24 protein-coding genes and 1 tRNA gene are annotated in these 16,856 nt (G+C 69.4%); 8 read left to right on the top strand and 17 right to left on the bottom strand.

Translation table 11 applies throughout. The annotated features are described in order from the left end of the window. Nucleotides 1–71 precede the first annotated feature (71 nt). The 6 genes from ABWU78_RS11780 to ABWU78_RS11805 all read right to left on the bottom strand — a co-directional run bounded on the left by ABWU78_RS11780 (nucleotide 72) and on the right by ABWU78_RS11805 (nucleotide 3,885). Nucleotides 72–362 (bottom strand): helix-turn-helix domain-containing protein, encoded by a 291-nt coding sequence (locus ABWU78_RS11780; protein WP_439158472.1) that lies wholly within the window; start codon nucleotides 360–362, stop codon nucleotides 72–74. Between the two features lie 50 nt (nucleotides 363–412). Continuing rightward, a complete protein-coding gene (locus ABWU78_RS11785; RefSeq protein WP_439158473.1) occupies nucleotides 413–931 on the bottom strand; it encodes a TrmH family RNA methyltransferase in 519 nt (172 codons plus the stop codon). Nucleotides 932–1,493: 562 nt separating this feature from the next. Then, nucleotides 1,494–2,405 carry an NADP-dependent oxidoreductase gene (locus tag ABWU78_RS11790; RefSeq protein WP_439158474.1) on the bottom strand — a complete coding sequence of 304 codons (912 nt, stop codon included), beginning with the start codon at nucleotides 2,403–2,405 and terminating at the stop codon, nucleotides 1,494–1,496. A gap of 99 nt (nucleotides 2,406–2,504) precedes the next feature. Continuing rightward, nucleotides 2,505–3,053, bottom strand: coding sequence for a peptide-methionine (S)-S-oxide reductase MsrA (gene msrA, locus ABWU78_RS11795; RefSeq protein WP_439158475.1), 549 nt, complete (start codon nucleotides 3,051–3,053; stop codon nucleotides 2,505–2,507). Next, nucleotides 3,050–3,529 carry a peptide-methionine (R)-S-oxide reductase MsrB gene (gene msrB, locus ABWU78_RS11800; RefSeq protein ID WP_439158476.1) on the bottom strand — a complete coding sequence of 160 codons (480 nt, stop codon included), beginning with the start codon at nucleotides 3,527–3,529 and terminating at the stop codon, nucleotides 3,050–3,052. Before msrB ends, msrA begins: the two co-directional genes overlap by 4 nt. A gap of 116 nt (nucleotides 3,530–3,645) precedes the next feature. Continuing rightward, nucleotides 3,646–3,885, bottom strand: a complete 240-nt coding sequence (locus ABWU78_RS11805; RefSeq protein ID WP_439158477.1) for a hypothetical protein — start codon at nucleotides 3,883–3,885, stop codon at nucleotides 3,646–3,648. Between the two features lie 386 nt (nucleotides 3,886–4,271). On the opposite strand from ABWU78_RS11805, the gene ABWU78_RS11810 reads away from it, so the two are divergent. The 5 genes from ABWU78_RS11810 to ABWU78_RS11830 all read left to right on the top strand — a co-directional run bounded on the left by ABWU78_RS11810 (nucleotide 4,272) and on the right by ABWU78_RS11830 (nucleotide 6,836). After that, nucleotides 4,272–4,616 carry a hypothetical protein gene (locus ABWU78_RS11810; RefSeq protein WP_439158478.1) on the top strand — a complete coding sequence of 115 codons (345 nt, stop codon included), beginning with the start codon at nucleotides 4,272–4,274 and terminating at the stop codon, nucleotides 4,614–4,616. Between the two features lie 10 nt (nucleotides 4,617–4,626). Next, nucleotides 4,627–5,208 (top strand): sulfite oxidase-like oxidoreductase, encoded by a 582-nt coding sequence (locus ABWU78_RS11815; protein WP_439158479.1) that lies wholly within the window; start codon nucleotides 4,627–4,629, stop codon nucleotides 5,206–5,208. Then, the gene (locus ABWU78_RS11820; protein ID WP_439158480.1) at nucleotides 5,205–5,927 is read left to right on the top strand and encodes a ferredoxin reductase; all 723 of its coding nucleotides are present in this window, start codon (nucleotides 5,205–5,207) and stop codon (nucleotides 5,925–5,927) included. Before ABWU78_RS11815 ends, ABWU78_RS11820 begins: the two co-directional genes overlap by 4 nt. Continuing rightward, complete coding sequence (locus tag ABWU78_RS11825) at nucleotides 5,927–6,247, top strand: DUF6510 family protein (RefSeq protein ID WP_439158481.1); 321 nt, start codon at nucleotides 5,927–5,929, stop codon at nucleotides 6,245–6,247. The genes ABWU78_RS11820 and ABWU78_RS11825 overlap by 1 nt, the downstream gene beginning before the upstream one ends. Before the next feature lie 106 nt (nucleotides 6,248–6,353). Then, nucleotides 6,354–6,836 (top strand): carboxymuconolactone decarboxylase family protein, encoded by a 483-nt coding sequence (locus tag ABWU78_RS11830; protein WP_439158482.1) that lies wholly within the window; start codon nucleotides 6,354–6,356, stop codon nucleotides 6,834–6,836. 160 nt (nucleotides 6,837–6,996) lie between these two features. On the opposite strand, the gene ABWU78_RS11835 is transcribed toward ABWU78_RS11830, so the two are convergent. The 3 genes from ABWU78_RS11835 to ABWU78_RS11845 are packed head-to-tail and all read right to left on the bottom strand — an operon-like array spanning nucleotide 6,997 to nucleotide 8,218. Continuing rightward, nucleotides 6,997–7,341 (bottom strand): hypothetical protein, encoded by a 345-nt coding sequence (locus ABWU78_RS11835; RefSeq protein WP_439158483.1) that lies wholly within the window; start codon nucleotides 7,339–7,341, stop codon nucleotides 6,997–6,999. 8 nt (nucleotides 7,342–7,349) lie between these two features. Continuing rightward, on the bottom strand, nucleotides 7,350–7,760 hold the full coding sequence (gene trxA, locus ABWU78_RS11840) for a thioredoxin (RefSeq protein WP_439158484.1): 411 nt from the start codon (nucleotides 7,758–7,760) through the stop codon (nucleotides 7,350–7,352). A 59-nt stretch (nucleotides 7,761–7,819) separates the two neighbouring features. Beyond that, a complete protein-coding gene (locus tag ABWU78_RS11845) occupies nucleotides 7,820–8,218 on the bottom strand; it encodes a GNAT family N-acetyltransferase (RefSeq protein ID WP_439158485.1) in 399 nt (132 codons plus the stop codon). A 254-nt stretch (nucleotides 8,219–8,472) separates the two neighbouring features. On the opposite strand from ABWU78_RS11845, the gene ABWU78_RS11850 reads away from it, so the two are divergent. The 3 genes from ABWU78_RS11850 (at nucleotide 8,473) to ABWU78_RS11860 (ending at nucleotide 10,481) form a co-directional block, all read left to right on the top strand. Continuing rightward, nucleotides 8,473–8,919: a DUF5709 domain-containing protein gene (locus ABWU78_RS11850; protein WP_439158486.1), complete on the top strand. Its 447-nt coding sequence runs from the start codon at nucleotides 8,473–8,475 to the stop codon at nucleotides 8,917–8,919. 490 nt (nucleotides 8,920–9,409) lie between these two features. Further along, nucleotides 9,410–9,844 carry a hypothetical protein gene (locus tag ABWU78_RS11855; protein WP_439158487.1) on the top strand — a complete coding sequence of 145 codons (435 nt, stop codon included), beginning with the start codon at nucleotides 9,410–9,412 and terminating at the stop codon, nucleotides 9,842–9,844. A gap of 4 nt (nucleotides 9,845–9,848) precedes the next feature. Further along, nucleotides 9,849–10,481, top strand: a complete 633-nt coding sequence (locus ABWU78_RS11860) for a TetR/AcrR family transcriptional regulator (RefSeq protein WP_439158488.1) — start codon at nucleotides 9,849–9,851, stop codon at nucleotides 10,479–10,481. A gap of 133 nt (nucleotides 10,482–10,614) precedes the next feature. Here ABWU78_RS11860 and ABWU78_RS11865 read toward each other — a convergent pair whose 3' ends face one another. The 8 genes from ABWU78_RS11865 to ABWU78_RS11900 all read right to left on the bottom strand — a co-directional run bounded on the left by ABWU78_RS11865 (nucleotide 10,615) and on the right by ABWU78_RS11900 (nucleotide 16,686). Then, nucleotides 10,615–10,836, bottom strand: coding sequence for a hypothetical protein (locus ABWU78_RS11865; protein WP_439158489.1), 222 nt, complete (start codon nucleotides 10,834–10,836; stop codon nucleotides 10,615–10,617). Then, a complete protein-coding gene (locus tag ABWU78_RS11870) occupies nucleotides 10,833–11,486 on the bottom strand; it encodes an RNA polymerase sigma factor (protein ID WP_439158490.1) in 654 nt (217 codons plus the stop codon). The genes ABWU78_RS11865 and ABWU78_RS11870 overlap by 4 nt, the downstream gene beginning before the upstream one ends. Nucleotides 11,487–11,500: 14 nt before the next feature. Continuing rightward, nucleotides 11,501–11,971, bottom strand: coding sequence for a GNAT family N-acetyltransferase (locus ABWU78_RS11875; RefSeq protein WP_439158491.1), 471 nt, complete (start codon nucleotides 11,969–11,971; stop codon nucleotides 11,501–11,503). 37 nt (nucleotides 11,972–12,008) lie between these two features. Further along, the gene (locus tag ABWU78_RS11880) at nucleotides 12,009–12,776 is read right to left on the bottom strand and encodes a GNAT family N-acetyltransferase (RefSeq protein WP_439158492.1); all 768 of its coding nucleotides are present in this window, start codon (nucleotides 12,774–12,776) and stop codon (nucleotides 12,009–12,011) included. Nucleotides 12,777–12,955: 179 nt separating this feature from the next. Next, nucleotides 12,956–13,873 (bottom strand): NADP-dependent oxidoreductase, encoded by a 918-nt coding sequence (locus tag ABWU78_RS11885; RefSeq protein WP_439158493.1) that lies wholly within the window; start codon nucleotides 13,871–13,873, stop codon nucleotides 12,956–12,958. Nucleotides 13,874–14,545: 672 nt separating this feature from the next. Then, nucleotides 14,546–14,617: transfer RNA gene (locus ABWU78_RS11890), tRNA-Val, on the bottom strand. Between the two features lie 54 nt (nucleotides 14,618–14,671). After that, nucleotides 14,672–15,592, bottom strand: a complete 921-nt coding sequence (locus ABWU78_RS11895; RefSeq protein WP_439158494.1) for an aminotransferase class IV — start codon at nucleotides 15,590–15,592, stop codon at nucleotides 14,672–14,674. Continuing rightward, complete coding sequence (locus ABWU78_RS11900) at nucleotides 15,589–16,686, bottom strand: anthranilate synthase component I family protein (RefSeq protein WP_439158495.1); 1,098 nt, start codon at nucleotides 16,684–16,686, stop codon at nucleotides 15,589–15,591. The genes ABWU78_RS11895 and ABWU78_RS11900 overlap by 4 nt, the downstream gene beginning before the upstream one ends. Nucleotides 16,687–16,856 lie beyond the last annotated feature (170 nt).

The raw sequence follows: 16,856 nt of genomic DNA on the forward strand, positions 1-16,856 counted from the left end.
AGCGATTTGTCGCGAACATTCACCCGCTCCCGCCGACGCCACCGCTCAGATGGCGAGACGACCTCGGCTCCTCAGACATCGGTCGAGCGTCCCGGACGCCGCGCCGAACCCTCCCCCGGACCCGACCCCGGGTCTGCGGGGAGAGCCCGCACGGCGGGCCCGATCCGGTAGCGGCGGTCCGTGCCCTGGACGAGCCAGCGGTGCGCGACGAGGGTCTGCGCGATGCGGAACGCCCCCGGGCGGCTCACGCCGAGACACGACGCCAGCTCGGCCAGGCGCATCGCCCCCGACTCGGCGACCAGCTCGACGGTGCGTACCGTGCGTGACACGGACGCCAGGACGTACGACCCCCTGCTCGACATGCTCGGAACCCTAGGAGCCTTCCCCACCGCTCGCACCGCACGCCCGCGCTTCACGCCAGGCCCGCCAGGCGGTACAGCACCAGGCTGCCCGCGACCGCGACGTTGAGGCTCCCGCCCCAGCCCGCCATGGGGATCTCGACGCACTCGTCGACACGCGCGAGGACGTCGTCCGGCACGCCGTGCCGCTCGTGCCCGAGCAGCAGCACCGTCGGCTCCCGCGCTGGACCGAGCCGCGGCAGCGGCGTCGCGCCCTCGGCGAGCTCGACGGCGACGAGCCGCTTCCCGGCGGCCTGCTCGGCGTCGAGCCACCCCTCCTTCGACGGCGCGACCCAGTGGAGGCACGGACGCCGTCCCTTGAGCGTGTCGCCCACGGCGAGCGCCCGCCGGTAGTGCGGCGTGCGCGGCACGGCGAGGCACGCCCCCACAGCGTCGCACGTGCGCAGGAGGGTGCCGAGGTTGGCGTCGTACGCAACCCACAACGGCGCGACGACCAGGTGTCCCCAGCAACCGTGCCGGGACGACCGGCGGGCGCGGCGCAGCTCGCGCGGCGTGGACTTGGCGCCGCTCATCGGCGCGGTACGGGAGCTCCCCAGGTGAGGTCGTTCATCGTGAGGCGCCTTTCAGCGGCGGCGCCGGGCCATCGTCGGACGACGACGGTGCGTCGTCGTGCGGAGCGCCGGACTACCGCGTCGACCTGTCCACCGGGCGCCCTGACGCACGTCCTCGACACGACAAGGGCCCGGAACCATGCGGTTCCGGGCCTCGATCTCGGGTGGGCGATACTGGGTTCGAAGGAGCCTTCAAACCCACTCTGACCTGCGGCGACGCTCTCCCGAACATGTCCATGGGACTCCGGTGGGACCTGCTGGCCCGACAGCGAACGACGCTACGACCCGATGAGTTCGACGATACCTGCTGTGCCGCTCGTCGTGGCGCTCCGGCCTCCCGGCGAACAGGGATCGCACCGCGACTGAACAGCGATGCGGCGATGAAGAACCCGCTGGTGCTCGCGACGCCGAAGAGGCGTCTGGCACGGCAATGGTGCTGCCACGCAATCGTGCGGTGGCGCCGACGAGATCCGGCCCTTCAGGTCTTCTGTCAAGACCGGGATCCGTCCGACGGCGGTAGTGGTCAGAGCCGGAGAACGTGCTTCACTCCACCGGAACGGCCTGCCGCGACAGCGTCGGCGATAGACGTGCCGTCGTGGAGAGCGACTACCTGGACCTCGATCTCGAGGTCGCCCGCGGCGACGAGCTCGGCCAGTTGTTCGAGCGCCTGCCCGTCTGGCTGCACGTAGAGGTCGTTCGTCGTGATTCCCCGGACTGGCTCCGGCGCGTCCAGGGTGATCGCGGTCAGGCGCCCGCCGTCGACGATGAGCCCGATCGCGTCCTCGGCGGTCCCGGTCGCAGCAATGAGAACGGCATCGAATCTCCGCTGGGTCTGCTGTGCCCATCCGTCGATGTGGGTGTCGATGACCTCGACAGCGCCGAGCTTCTGGAGCCGATCCGCGTGCGACTGCCCGGCTCCGGCGACGACCTCGGCCCCACTGCGATGCGCGAGCTGTACAGCGAGCGAGGCCGTGGGCCCCGATGCTCCGACCACGAGAAGTCGAGTTCCGGTGACGATCTGGAGTTCGTCGAGAGCCTGCAGTGCTGTCAACCCGGCGACCGGGAGTGCCGCAGCCACTGTCGGTTCCAGGTCTGCTGGTACTCGGGCAGCGTTTGCCGAGCGGATGAGCACCCTCTCCGCCCAGGTCCCACTTCCGCCGGGCAGCGGAGCTTCGTGGACGAGCACGAGATCGCCCGTGTGGAACTTTGGCTCGCCCGGACCGGTGAGGACGACTCGCCCGACACCTTCGACACCGAGGGCCGCAGGCGGCGTGAGGTCGACGTCCCATCCACCGGTATGCAGCAGCGCGTCCCACGGGCCGATGCCCGCGGCGACCATGTCGAGGATGAGCTCTCCGTGGCCGGGCTGGCGAGGCTCGGGAAGATCGAGGAGCTCCAAGTCGCCGCCCGAGGTGCGGACTCCGAGTCCGATCATGGCGTTCTCCTTTGATTGGCTCAATCAGCAGTTCGAAGTCAAGGTGAAGTTGAAGGTCAGGGTGCCCGCCTGGAGGTGGGCGGACACCCTGGGGCGCGGTCACGTGACCGTGCGCTGGGGAAGCACCCAGTCGGGGCGAACGAAGTGGCAGGTGTACCCGTTCGGGTACTTGATCAGGTAGTTCTGGTGCTCGGGCTCCGCCTCCCAGAACGGACCGGCCTCCTCGATCGTCGTCACTGCGTCGCCCGGCCACAGTCCCGACGCATCGACGTCTGCGATCGTGTCGCGGGCGACCTGCTCCTGCTTCGGGGACATCGGGAAGATCGCCGAGCGGTAGCTGGAGCCGATGTCGTTGCCCTGCCGGTTCACCGTGGTCGGGTCGTGAACCTGGAAGAAGAAGGCCAGGATGTCCCGATACGTCGTCACCGTCGGGTCGAAGACGATCTCGACCGCCTCCGCATGGCCGGGGTGGTTGCGGTAGGTGGCGTGGTCGTTCTTGCCGCCGGTGTAGCCGACGCGAGCGCTGAGCACGCCGGGCTGGCGGCGGATGAGATCTTCCAGGCCCCAGAAGCAGCCGCCCGCGAGGATCGCCGTCTCCGTTCCCGGGGTGCGGCTGATCTCGCCCGTGTCGTTGATGCCGCTGGTCATGAAGCATGCTCCTCGGTCCTCGCCGTGCCGGTGGTGTCGAACAGGTGCCGGAACTGCCCGTAGCCCTGCGCGTCCAGCTCGGCGACGGGGATGAACCGGAGCGCTGCGGAGTTCATGCAGTAGCGCTGACCGCCGTCGGCGGTCGGCCCGTCGCCGAAGATGTGGCCGAGGTGGCTGTCCGCGCCCGTCGAACGGGCCTCGGTGCGCACCATCCCGTACGAGACGTCGCTCTTGCTGACGATGGCGTCTGGGACGATCGGGCGGGTGAAGCTCGGCCACCCCGTACCGGAGTCGTACTTGTCGACGGAGGAGAACAGGGGCTGGCCGGAGACGACGTCGACGTAGATGCCGGCCTCGTGGTTGTCCCAGTACTCGTTGTTGAACGCGGGCTCGGTGCCAGCCTGCTGAGTGACGTGGTACTGGTCGGGGGTGAGGCGGCTCATGGCCTCGGGAGTCTTGCCGTACTTGTGCGACATGATCTTCTCCTTCGTTGGCGTCGCTGGGTGCGACGTCCTCAGACACAACACCACCGTTGTCGGTCTTGGTCCCGGACGTCTGGGAATCATCTGAGACGTCGAAGACGAGTGCCGTGTCACGGGTCGTGGGACGCACGGTCGTGCGTCGCGGCGGTCGCCACGAGACCCTGGAGAACCTGCCGGCAGGCGTCGCAGGCGACGAAGTGATCGGCAGCTCCCGGGTTCCGGGTCGGTGCGTCGATGCCCGCTCGAAGCTCATCGACGTACACGTGCACCACCGCCCGCGCGGCGTCGCAGCCAGGATCGCGCGGGTCGGCGTCCAGCAGCAGCACGAACAGAATCCACCGCTGATGCATGGCCCGTCCTCCCTTCGCTGTGCACATGCCCGTTAGCGACCCGACGGGAGGTGACCTTACGTCCGCGACCAACCGCATCAGGTCGACGCCTGTGTGGACCATCACGTCCCGTGCCGCAGCACGGGAGCATGCACGCTAGATCGCGAATGCGCTTGCGTCGGTGGTGCATGCTCCCGGCTCAGTGCCTGTCATCCGGTTGCCTGAACCCCGGGTCTCGGCTGCTTCATGGCGCCCCCGCCGTCACTGATGCACGGGCCACATCGCTCCACACAGTGGACTATCTAGTCCTCTCTGCGGTAGGAATGGAGCGACCCGCGGCCTTGCGGGGCGAACCGTGGAGGTGAGTACGCGGACCGCGCCAGGCCGTCTGATGAACGGGAGCAGATGTGTCCGAGAACCAGAATCCAGCCGTACCCGGGATCCGCGACGGCGCCCCGATCCCGGCCGACGCCGTCGCGGACGCGCTCACCCGAGCCCGGTTCGCCTACACAGACGGAACCGACCAGGTCTTCACTCCGGACGGACGCACGACGTTCACCGAACAGGAAGGCCGGGAAAGTCCCGGCGAGTGGGGCGTGGACGAGCACGGCCGGTTCTGGTCGTTCTGGCCGCCGTCGTACCGGGCGGAGTACGACGTGTTCTGGATCGCAGAAGACGGCCAGGCGGTAGGGGTGAGGTTCGTGGAACGGGCTCGGGGTGCGTCCTCCGAAGGCCGATACACGGGACAGTGAGGGGAACATCATGGCCGTATTCGGAGCACGACGCCGCAACGACGACCCGGCGCTCCCGCCGGGCCAGCACCTGACCGAGTCGTTCCCGGTACTCTCGGCCGGGCCGACACCGTCGATCGACCCCGACACGTGGTCGTTCTCCATCCACCCCGAGACCGGGAACACGCAGCGGTGGTCGTGGGAGGAGTTCACCGCGCTCCCGTCGGAGGAGATCACCACCGACATCCACTGCGTCACCAGCTGGTCCAAGCTCGGCACCAGCTGGCGGGGCGTGTCGCTGGACACCCTGTTCGCGGACGTCGAGACCAGTTTCGACTTCGTGATGGCCCACTCCTACGGCGGCTACACGACGAACCTCCCGCTGGAGGAGGTCCTGGACGGGCAGGCGTGGATCGCGTACGAGTACGACGGGGAGCCCCTGGATCCCGAGCACGGGGGTCCGGCGCGGCTGCTCGTCCCGCATCTGTACTTCTGGAAGAGCGCGAAGTGGGTGCGCGGCCTGGTCATGCAGGACGACGACGACCCGGGCTTCTGGGAGCAGTACGGCTACCACAACCACGGCGACCCGTGGCGGGAGGAGCGCTACTCGTGACCGGCGGCTTCGCCTGGCGAAAGGGACGCCTCGTCCGCGCCCGGATGCTGAGCGCGACCGCGCGGAGCCTCCTCTTCGAGGTGCCGGGATGGCCTGGCAACGATCCCGGCCAGCACGTCGACATCCGCCTGACCGCGCCCGACGGCTACCAGGCCGTCCGTTCGTACTCCCTCGCCAGCTCCGGTCCCGGACTCGGTGTCGAGCTGGCCGTGGAGCGGCTTCCCGACGGGGAAGTGTCGCCGTTCCTCGTCGACGACCTGGAGATCGGCGACGAGGCGGAGCTGCGCGGGCCGCTCGGCCGCTGGTTCGTCTGGCGCGCCGACCAGGACCGTCCGGTACAGCTGATCGCGGGCGGATCCGGCGTCGTGCCCCTGGTCGCGATGATCCGCGCCCACGCGGACGCCCGCTCCGCCGCGCCGATGCAGCTGCTGTACTCGTCGCGGACGCCAGACGACGCGCTGTACCGGGAGGAACTGACCGGCACGTCGGCGCCTGCGGTCACCACCTGGCACTACACCCGCGCGGCGCCGGATGACTGGCCCGGCCGTCCGAGGCGGCTCACCGCCGATGACCTGCGGCTCAAGACCATGCCGCCAGAACGCGAGCCGCTGATCTACGTGTGCGGTCCCACCGGGTTCGTCGAGACCGTCGCCCGCACCCTGACCAGGCTGGGGCACGACCCGGACTCGACCCGCACCGAACGATTCGGAGGTGTCTGATGACCCATCTCGACGGCAATGTCCTCGCAGGCGTCGCGGCGGACCTGTTCGCGTTCGACACGACGACCGCGACCGGCCGGTGCGCCGAGTGCCGGGACGTCGCGACCCTCGCCGAGGCCCTGGTCTATGGCGCACCGATGGGGTTCGTCGCTCGCTGCCGCGCCTGCCTGGCGGTACTCGTCGTCATCGTGGAACGCCCCGGAGGCACCCTCCTGGACCTGCGCGGCATGCGATGGGTCACCACCCACGTCGGCGACCGTCGGCCCGCGGTCTCCCCCGGCTCTACACCTCCCGATGGGCCGCCTTCCCGTGCGACATGACCGCTCTGGGAGGCGGGACCGCGACCGGGATCGGGCTGTGCGACGCGGTCGGGCGACGGCACCTCGTCGCACCGGCGGCGGACGCTCACAAGACGAAGGAGAAGGCATGGACGGCGTGCACTTCATCAACACCAGGTTCGACCCGGACCAGACCCGGTTGCACGACATCGCGAAAGACATGGCCGCGAACTTCGGCTTTACCGCGACACTGTCGATCGATCCCCGTTTGGCTCAGCTGCTACGGCTGCGCGTGGCGCAACTGAACCCGTGCTCGTACTGCCTCATCCTGCACTCTCGGGCCGCACACGACGTCGGCATGAGTTCAGCGAAGGTCGCGCACCTGGCAAGCTGGAGGGAGAGCACCCTGTTCACGGAACAGGAAGCGGCCGCCCTGGCGTATGCGGAGGCGCTGACCGTGTTCGACCAGCCTGCCTTCGCGTCCGCGCACGCCCAGGCGACGGACCTGTTCGACGAGCACGCCGTGGCGGAGATCGCCGCTGTGGTGATCAACATGAACGTGTGGACCCGCCTGAAGCTCGCGCAGGGCGCGACGCCGGTCGATGGATCGCCGGACAGTTCCAGCGGGTGATGCCCGACGCTCGTGTTCGCACCCGAGGGTGTCAACGCTCCTGGCGTCCACGCGCAGTGCGGCCCCGCGGTGACGGGCGAACCCGTCCGGCTCGTGCCCGCCGTCATCCCCTGTGGCCGGCCATCGTCATCGGTAGGTGGTAGCGCCCCGCCTTGCGCCTTCAGTTGCCCGTCCGCAGCGGTCCGGGCGCCGCCTTTGCGAGGTCTCGCAGGAATTGCCACACCGTCTCGGCTGGGATCTCGCAGGGGCGCATCAGCGCACCGTGGGAGGTGATCCACACGTTCGCGCCGAGCGCTTCCGTGCCGCCGAGGCGTTCGGCATCGACGGAGATCGCCCTCCCGTCGGCGTGCGTCGTGCGGGTCACTCCCCAGCTGTGTTCGCCGATGCGTGCCCGCGACCAGCCCTCGGGGATCGCTGCAACCAGTGCCTTCAGCTCGACGCCGTCCCCGAGCTGTCTCGACGAGTCGGCAGGTCCGCCACGGTCGTCGCCGCTCGAGGTGGCCACGGCGCCGTTCATGCGGATTCAGCCGGGGTCGGCTCCGCGGAGGCAGGCCGATCTGCGGTGGGTGTCGACTGGGCGATGTGGGTGTGCACGTCTTCCATGTCGACGTCGCGGACCTGCTGGATGACCTGTGCCAGGGCAGCGGCGGGCAGCGCACCGGCCTGGTTGAACACGACGACCCCGTCACGGAAGGCCATCAGGGTTGGGATCGCAGTGATCCGCGCCATGGTCGCGATCTTCACGGCCGCTTCGGTATCGAGCTTGCCGTGTACGACGTCAGGGTTGTCCTCGGCCGACTTCTCGAAGATCGGTGCGAACTGGCGGCACGGGCCGCACCACGTCGCCCAGAAGTCGACGAGCACGATGGGGTTGGTCGTGATCGTGTCCTCGAAGTTCTCGTCGGTCAGTTCGATGGTGCTCATGATGACGTTCTCCCAGGGTGTTCGGTGAGCGGATTGCTCGGGAAGAGTTCGGGTCGGGGTCAGTGTCGGCGGCGAGGCACACCGGGCAGGCTGGAGTCGATAAGGTCGGCGAACTCGGAGTGCGACTCCAAGAACCGTGCGGTGAAGGGGCAGGTGACGGTGATCGTGTCGCCCTGCTCACGGATGCTGCCGAGCACCCGGGTCAGCAGGGCCGCCGCGATGCCCTGACCACGAAACTGCGGGAACACCGACGTCGCGAGCAGTGTGACGCGGCCACCGGTTCGCGAATAGACGACGCCCGCCGGGACCCCGTCCAGGGTCGCCTCGTAGACCCTCGCGTCCCGATCCTCGGTCACGAGCACACGCGCGGCCGGTGACGTGCCCGCGGCTGTCATCTGCGCTCGTACCTCCGATGCGTCCTCTGCAGCTAACGTCACGGGCTGGCTCGCATCGCTCATGGTCGGTACTCCTTGCCTGGGTAGCGTGTGCGCCGGTGAAGCGTCTCCGCGGTGATTCTGAGCGCCTGCACCCGCGCGTCCTGGCGAGACCACGACGCGCGGTTTCCCCCTGCTTCATGTGCGACCGTGCGATCTGGAGTCTTACGCCCGCTCATCAGATCCGAGCATTTTCGAACCACGTTCCTCAGCGCCAGGTAAGGCCGCTCGGGCCGAGGACGCTAACGCCCCAGACCGACACAGAGGGAGGCTGGCTCATGTCCGGCATCGACGACACCATCGACTACACCGCAGCGGACGAGGCCGGGCTGCTGTCCGTAGAGGAAGCCCTGGATTCGGACGAGTTCGACGAGGAGCTCTTGGACCGTGAAGGGTACTCGCCGCTCGAGTACCGGTCCGGGAACCTTTCGTGGGGACTGACCGAGCGCGAAGCCCGCGGGCACGAACCGCTGGCCGCCCGCCTCGCCCGCGAGCTGCCCGACGTCTCCGACGTCGACCTGGGCGACGGGCTCGGCGACGCGTCGGATACCGACGGGGAGCTCCTGGACGACCAGGTCGGATCCGTGCGTACCGGGCGCCTCGTCCTTGCCGACACGACCAGCCTGGATCCGCAGGCGGACTACTGGGCCAGCGACGTCGGCATCGACGGTGGCGCGGCCTCCGCCGAGGAAGCGGCGATCCACATCGTCGACGAGGACCGGTGATCGATATACCGCTTCCGTACGCGGGCGACCGCTGCCCCGCCTCGCGATGTCGCTCGCCGAGGTCGAGATGCTGCGCAACTCCCTCACCGGTGACTGGATCGACGACGGCCAGGTCGACTGGCTCCGCGCAGGGGATCCGACGATGGTCGTGGTGTCCGACGGCGTCGCGCACCATGGCGGGGCGGCCGCGGGGTACCTCGGTCGTAGCCGGCGCCCGTGCCGAACACGGGGTCGTGGGGAGCCATCGCTACATGCCCGACGTCAGGGAACTCGTGCTCAGGTTGTTGGAGACCGCGCGGCTCGAACATGGAGCGCGCTGATCGAACTCCCATCGGTCTCGGTCTCGAGGCGGTTCCGCCGACCGAACTGTCACCCGCGACGGGATCAGTCTCCTCCGGACTGCTTCGCTCTCCGCGCCACGGTAGAATGGACGAACGCGTCCACTATGAGAGGTGGAGCAATTCGAAGGCTCCCGACCGCAGGAGAACTGATGAAGGCATCCTTCGCAGAAGTGTTGGTCCGGGAGGCCACCGCGCTCGACGCGGTCGCGGACTCCGCGGACCTGGATCAGTGGCGCCGGGCACTCGTGGATCTGGCGACCAACGCGGAGACTGCGTATGCGCGGGTCCTGCGCCCGACGGGAGATCCCCAAGAACGAGCGGACTTCCTCGCCAGTTGGGGTGATCTGATCGCCGCCGCGCTTGCCCGGGTCCTCACCAACGAGCATCGGGAGCACCTAGGGATCGACGTGCGTCAGATGGCCGTATCGGTCCTCGCCGCACTGTACGGAGGGACCATCCTCAGTCGGGTTGCGCGCGGCTCCCAGCCACTGCGAACCTCGGTCGAACTGGCACTCGCGCCGCTGGTGCCTCCGGCGAACACTCCCTCCGCGCACGTGGAGCAAACTGGACCGTCGGTACCATAGCGGTGTGACGACCTCTATGCCCGCGACCACTGCGAAACGCCTGACCGCGCGTGGCGCGAAGACGCGTGCCAAGATCGTCGCGGCTGCGGCCGACCTCATGTACGTGCAGGGCGTCGGGAGGACGACCCTCGACGAGGTGGTCGCCGCGAGCGGAGTGAGCAAGTCGCAGCTGTATCACCATTTCGCAGGCAAGGACATGCTCGTGCGCGCCGTCATCGAGCTGACCGGCGAGCGCGTGATGCAGCGTGAACGTGACGCCCTGGGTCGCGTCTCGACGATGGCGGGCTTGAAACGTTGGCGCGACGCCCTCGTGCAGAACAACGCCCTGCGTCACGGGGCCTACGGATGCGCCTTGGGGTCGCTGGCCTCTGACGTCGCGGATCATGACGATGTCGCCCGTCTCGCGCTGGCCAGCTTGTTCGGGCAGTGGGAGGCGCTCCTCGTCTCGGCCCTGCAGCGGCTCAAGGACAACGGCACGCTGCCCGATGATGCATCAGCGGAGCAGTTGGCGACCGGGTTGATGGGCGCCGTTCAAGGCGGTTACCTGCTCGCCCAGACCGCCCATGACGTCGCCCCCATGGGTACGTCGATCACGATGGCCCTGGACCATATCGAGAATCTGTCGAGGAAGGCCTGACCGCGCCCGCTGCGTCACCCTCGGGCCCTCGACTCAGCGATGTTGACCGCTGAACCGGAACCGTCCACGAACCCGATCGGATCGCCGGTCGGAGCTCTCGAGAGTTCGTCGGCTCCGCGACGGACCGACCACGTCAGCCGACATCCTGTACGGCGGCGAGGAGTCCGCGGACGTCTTCGGCGCAAGGCCCACACGCGGCGAGGTGCGCGGCCATTCCGGGGTACCGCTGCACGGGGTCCGTGCCGTCCGCGAGGAGCTCGACGTAGACGTGCATGATGCCCATGGCTTCGTCGCAGCCGATGTCGCGCGGGTCAGTGTCGAGGAACTCCTCGAACTTCTGCCACCACTCGGTCATGCCTTCTCCGCCTTCGCCGTACGGCCTGCCGTTCGGGTGGTTCTGGTTGCATCGTCCAGATACCCGTTAGCGGTGAGGTGGGTCCGGATCTTACGGCGCGCGTCGAAAACGATCTTGTAGATTGCCCCGAGGCTGGCGCCGGTCTCCGAGGCGAGGACATCGTTGGAGACACCGTTGACGACGGAGGCGACGAAGAAGCGGCGCTGCCTCTCGGTCAGAGACTCGTCGATGGCACGGCGCACGGCGGCGACGAGGTCCGCGTGCTGGGTCTTCGCATGCGGGTCGTCGCCGAAGTTCGCCGGGAGCCGGTCCCACTCCTCGGCCTCGAGCGACACCTGCGGTTTGTTCGACGGGTGTCGTGACACCTTGTTCGCAACCTCGATGATCCCGAACCGGTAGACCCAGGTCGTGAACCGACTCTCGCCGCGGAAGGTGTCAAGCTTGTTCAGCACGGCGAGCAGCGCGTCGTCTGCGGACTGGTGCGCGACGTCATCGAGCTCAGGCCCGGCCAGACGCACCAACGGCGCGCGGCGATAGGCCTCCTTCGTGCACACCTTCAACAACATGAGATGCAGCCGCGCGAGCGCAGCGTCACGCCGCGAGCCTGTCTCGCGTAGCGCGTCCAGCCATGTCTCGGAATCCGCGTCCATGGAGCAACCCCCGTTCAGGCGATGTCATGCTCGAACGAGGCGAGCTGGCGGGCATTGCCCGGAGGTTCAGATGCCGGCCGCGGGAAAGCACCCGAGCCAGGGTGGACCTTGTCGATCATGTCGGCGTACTGCGGGTGGCGGGCGACGAACTCTCCCACGACGGGGCAGATGATCGTGATCTTCTTCCCCGTCTCGCGGATCTCGTCGAGGACGCGCGCGATGAGTTCAGTCGCGACGTGCCGGTTGCGGTAGGCATGGTTGACCCAGGTCGTCAGGAGAACGACCCGACCACCCACGAAGCGGTAGGACAGCTCCCCGATGGCGTCCGCGCCGAGGGCTGCGATCCACCGTCCACGCTCGGTGTCGTTGATGACGTCGAGGACGAAGTCAGACTCGACGTCGCTCCGGTACTTGTCCATCTCGGCGATGAGTGCGGCATTGGATTCCTCACGGCTGACGGCCTCGGCTTCCACAGTGGTGGTCATGGCAGTGCTCTCTTCCTCAGAACGGCCTCAAAGTCGCCTACGAACGGCGTCGTGCGGCGTACGCGCCGGGGTGCTCGTGGTTGATGAGGTCGGCATACGCCGGGTGCTCGTCGATGAACGCGGCGACGACCGGGCAGTAGTTCGTCACGGTCCGTCCCTGCGCACGCACGTCATCGAGAACCCTGTGGATCAGGCCCGTAGCGATTCCCTGCCCGCGGAACTCGGGGAACACCGAGACCGCCAGGAGGACGATCCGGTCGTCTCCGATCAGGTTGTACGTCACACCACCGATCGAGCTGTTGTCGACGATGGCCTCGTAGAGCCCGGCGTGCTGGTCGTTGACGACCCGAAACTCGAACCCACGCGCATCGACAGCGTCCGCGGTCGCGTCGACGAGGACGGAACGCCGGATCGCGATCTGGTTGGCGCTGCTGGTCTCGTCAGGCTTCTTCAGCTCGCACCGGGTCAGCGAGTCGGAAGGGTGCTCGCTGGCGTAGTCCGGGCGTGGCGGCTGAGGGCGTTGGTGGGCGCCCTCTCCCCCGCTGCGGCCGCCGTAAGGGCGACCGTGGTCGGCGAACTCGTCACGTGTGTAGACGAGCCGCCACGGCCCGGCGGTGAATCGTGCGCCGGTGCGCAGGACCTCGTTCGGGCCGGAGCTCGTCTCGCCTCGGCCGATCATCTCCAGGACGTACTCGTCTGCGGTGTCGTGCACGATCCTCGCGTGCAGCGGGTCGGCGCCCTGGAGCAGGACGTCTGAGTCGTCCGCCGACCCGACGTGTGTGACGTCGCAGTCCAGCTCGTGCACGAATCTGCCCTGCTCCCCCGCGACCAGCAGACGCGGATGCCCAGCACCCCAGGCCGCGTGTGTGGTCGTCGGGTGGTACGCGGGCGTCGATCGGTGATCAGGCATGGCGGTTCTCCGTGCTCCTCGGTCGGACTGAGGTCGATGGGCGCCCTCGTCTGCTCAGCGAACAGACAGGGCTGTCAGGGACGGACCCGGATGATGGTCTTGCCCTTGACGCGCTCGGTCGGGTTGAACGCCGCGACCGCGTCGTCCAGACGCGCGATGGTCGCGATGTTGGTGCGCAGGCGTCCGTCCCGGACCCGGGCGATGATCTCGCCGAGCTGGACGCGGTCGGCCTCGACGACGAAGTCCACAGCCAGTCCTTCGCTCGGGTGCGCTTCCGGGGGTCCGGCGATGGACACCAGCATCCCGCCGGCCCGGACGATCCCTGCAGAGCGCTTGCCGACGTCGCCGCCGATCACGTCGAACACGAGATCCACACCACCGGCGTCCTCGAGTGCGTCACGCTCGAGGTCAAGGAACTCCTGTGCGCCGAAGTCGAGTGCCGCGTCTCGGTCGGCCGAACGTCCAGTCCCGATCACGTAGGCGCCGGCTTCCTTCGCGAGCTGGGTGGCAATGGCGCCCACACCGCCGGCTGCGCCGTGCACGAGGACGGTCTGCCCAGTCTCGAAGCGCCCGTGGACGAACAGGCCCTGCCAGGCGGTCAGCCCCGAGATCGGTAGGCTCGCACCCACCGTGAAGTCGACGTCACCCGGTAGAGGCGCGAGATTGCGAGCCTCCACCGCGACGGACTCAGCGAGGGTACCGTCCCGATCCCACGCGGCCAGACCGAACACGCGCTGACCGACCGACAGGCCCCGGGTGCCGTATCCGAGAGCGGCGACGACGCCGGCGACCTCATGGCCGGGGATCGACGGGGTGCGATCACGGCCCTGGTGGTCGGTCCACGTGCCGGGCCAGGTCAGCTCGCCGGGCGTGAACCCGGACGCATGGACTTCGACGAGGACGTCATTGCCGCCAGGTTCGGGTTCCGGCCGCTCGACCAGAGTCATGCCCGCTGTTCCCGCGGACTCGTCCGTCACGACGATCGCCTTCATCAGGCACCTCCCGGTCGTAGGGTGCCGCCCTCTGCCGGACGGTCGGGGCGTCCCGCGCGCGGAAGTCCGCGACGTACCAGGACTGCTTCTGATACTACCCTCAACATGGACGCGATAGTCCAGACCGCGCCACGGCGAGCACTCCGCTACGACGGGCACGGAGGAGAACCCCCGCGCCCTTCGACACTTAGCCTCTGCGGTCGCGCGGGGGTGTTGTCGAGCGCTCGCTGCGCCGACCGAGGATGGATGATGTCGTCCATACTGCGTCGATCGACGAAATCCGGGCGATCTCGCACGGGAGCGACTGGGAACCCTGCTGCACCGCGTTCTTCACCCCGACCGATCGGCACGATCCAGACCTCGATCGCTTTGAATGCCGCGGCGTCTGGTCGCCGGCTCCCGGGTATCGCCTCGCACCGCGCGGAGCCGGGGAACGGCGCCCGCATCGTCGGCTCGGATCCCGTAGTTCCCGTCGCCCGTCGAGGCCACCCTCCGGGGACACAGTGGAACAGCATCACCGCAGGTCACGCCGTTGGGGGACACTGGAACTGAAACCCGAATCTGTGGGACGGGCATCACCACAGGTCAGAGCGCTGCGCCTGCTCCCACAGCACTCACGAAGAAGGCCCTCTGACCAGCGTTTCCGCTGGTCAGAGGGCCTTTACTCACGGGTGGGCGATACTGGGTTCGAACCAGTGACCTCTTCGGTGTGAACGAAGCGCGCTACCACTGCGCCAATCGCCCGAGTGCGTGGTCGATACTAGCCTGAAACGGACCGGATCGAAAAACCGGCCCGGATCAGGGGTCGAGACGCTCGCGACGGCGCCGCTCGAAGAGCTCGCGCGCGGCGAGCGACAGCTCCCCGGCCGCGACCTCGACACCGTCGATCCAGGTCACGGGCTGGACGTTGCGGACCGAGCCGGTGAGGAGCAGCGCGGCCTCTCCTGCGGTCACCTCGTCGAGCACCGCGAACGGCAGCTCTCCGGGACGCGCCTCGCGCACGGGCAGCCCGTCCTCCGCGGCCCACTCCAGCAGCAGCTCGCGCGTGATGCCGGCGAGGCAGCCCGACGCCAGGAGCGGCGTGACGAGCTCGCCCCCGCGCTCGACGAACACGTTCGCCCCCGTGCCCTCGCACAGGTCGCCCGCGGTGTTGGCGAGGAGCGCCTCGTCGCCGCCCTGCGCGACGGCGTGGGCGAGCGCGACGACGTTCTCGGCGTACGACGTCGTCTTGAGCCCGGCGACGGCCGACCGCTCGTTGCGCGTCCACGGCGAGCGCACGGCGCGCCCGGTGGGGCTGAGGGTCGCGGGTCCGGCGGCGACGACGACGGTCTGCGCGCCGGGCGTCCGACCGGAACCGAGCGGGCCGACACCCGCGGTCACGGTGATGCGCAGGCGGCCGACGTCGCCCGCCCCCGCGCGCGTCCGGGCGCCAGCCTCGGCGAGGACGGCCGCGACGCCGTCGAGCACGCGCTGCTCGTCCGGCGCGTCGAGCCCGAGGCCCGCGGCGGACCGCGCGAGCCGGCGCAGGTGGCGCGTGAGCGCGAACGCCTGCCCGTCGAACACCGCGCACGTCTCGAACACGCCGTCCCCGACCGTCAGGCCGTGGTCCACCGCGCTCAGCGCCTCCTCGCCCGGGCAGACGAGACGTCCGTCGGCCCAGATCACGAGGTTCTCGGACGGGCGGTCGGACGTCGGCGTCGTGGCGGCGGCGGGGCTCATGGCTCCAGTGTGCCGGAGGCGAGGCCGACGAGGCGCCGCGCCTTGAGCTCGGTCTCCTCCCACTCGCGCGCCGGGTCGCTCCCCCACGTGATCCCGGCCCCCGTGCCGAACCGGAGCACGCCGTCGGCCCACCAGAAGGTCCGGATCCCGACGGCGAGCACCGCCTCGTCGCCGTCGACCCAGCCGATCGCGCCGCAGTACGGGCCGCGCGGGACGGGCTCGAGCGCGTCGATGATCCGGAGCGCGGACGACTTCGGGGCGCCGGACACGGACGCGGGCGGGAACGTCGCGTCGAGCAGCGCCGGCCACAGCGACGCGCCGCCGCGCAACCCGGGACGCAGGCGGCCGGTGACCGTGCTCACGAGGTGCACGAGACCCGGGTGCGCCTCCACCGCGAGCAGGTCCGTGACCTCGACGGTCCCCGGGTCGCACACGCGCTGGAGGTCGTTGCGCACGAGGTCGGTGATCATGACGTTCTCCGCGCGGTCCTTGGCGGTGAGCCCGTCCGGGGTGGGCGCGGTGCCCTTGATGGGGCCGGAGGTGACCGTCCCGCCCGCGACGCGGAGGAAGAGCTCCGGCGACGCCGTCACGACCCACGCCGGGTCGACGCCGGAGCTCGCCGGGACGTGCAGGACACCCCCGTACGGCGCCGGGTTCCCGCGGGCGAGACGGCGACCGAGGGCCACGGCGTCCGGCTCGCCGCCGTCCGGGCCGACCAGCGGGGCCGACAGCACGCGACAGACGTTGGCCTGGTAGACCTCGCCCTCGTGGACCTCGTCGCGCACGCGGGCGACCGCGGCCTCGTACGCGGCCCGGTCCATCGAGCTCGTCCAGCCCGACGGCGCGGGTCCGCGCCACGCGTCCCCGTCCTCCCGGGCGAGCGCGGCCGGGTCGACACGCTCGGCGAACCGCCACGCGCGCGCCCGCCCCCCGCGGGCCGGCGCGTCGAAGTCCGCCACGACGAACCACGGCCCGTCGTCGGCGAGCCGCTCCGGCTCGCGCCACAGGTCGACGACCTCCACCACGCCCAGGGCGGCGCGGTCCCCGAAGAGCGCGAGCCCTGGCCTCGACGACGTTCTCCCTGGTCCTGGCACGGGACCACGCTACCGAGCGTGCGCGCGCACCCCGACGGGTGCCGGGGACGCGCCCGACGCGCACGCGACGGTGCCGGTTGGACGCCGGGCGCGAACGTGGACTAATGTCTGGGACGCGCCGGAACGCCGGAGGGCAAACGGGAAGCGATTCCTCGACACCCTCGACAGTC

The sequence above is a fragment of the Cellulosimicrobium sp. CpK407 genome, assembly GCF_051844275.1.
GTDB lineage: Bacteria > Actinomycetota > Actinomycetes > Actinomycetales > Cellulomonadaceae > Cellulosimicrobium > Cellulosimicrobium cellulans_G.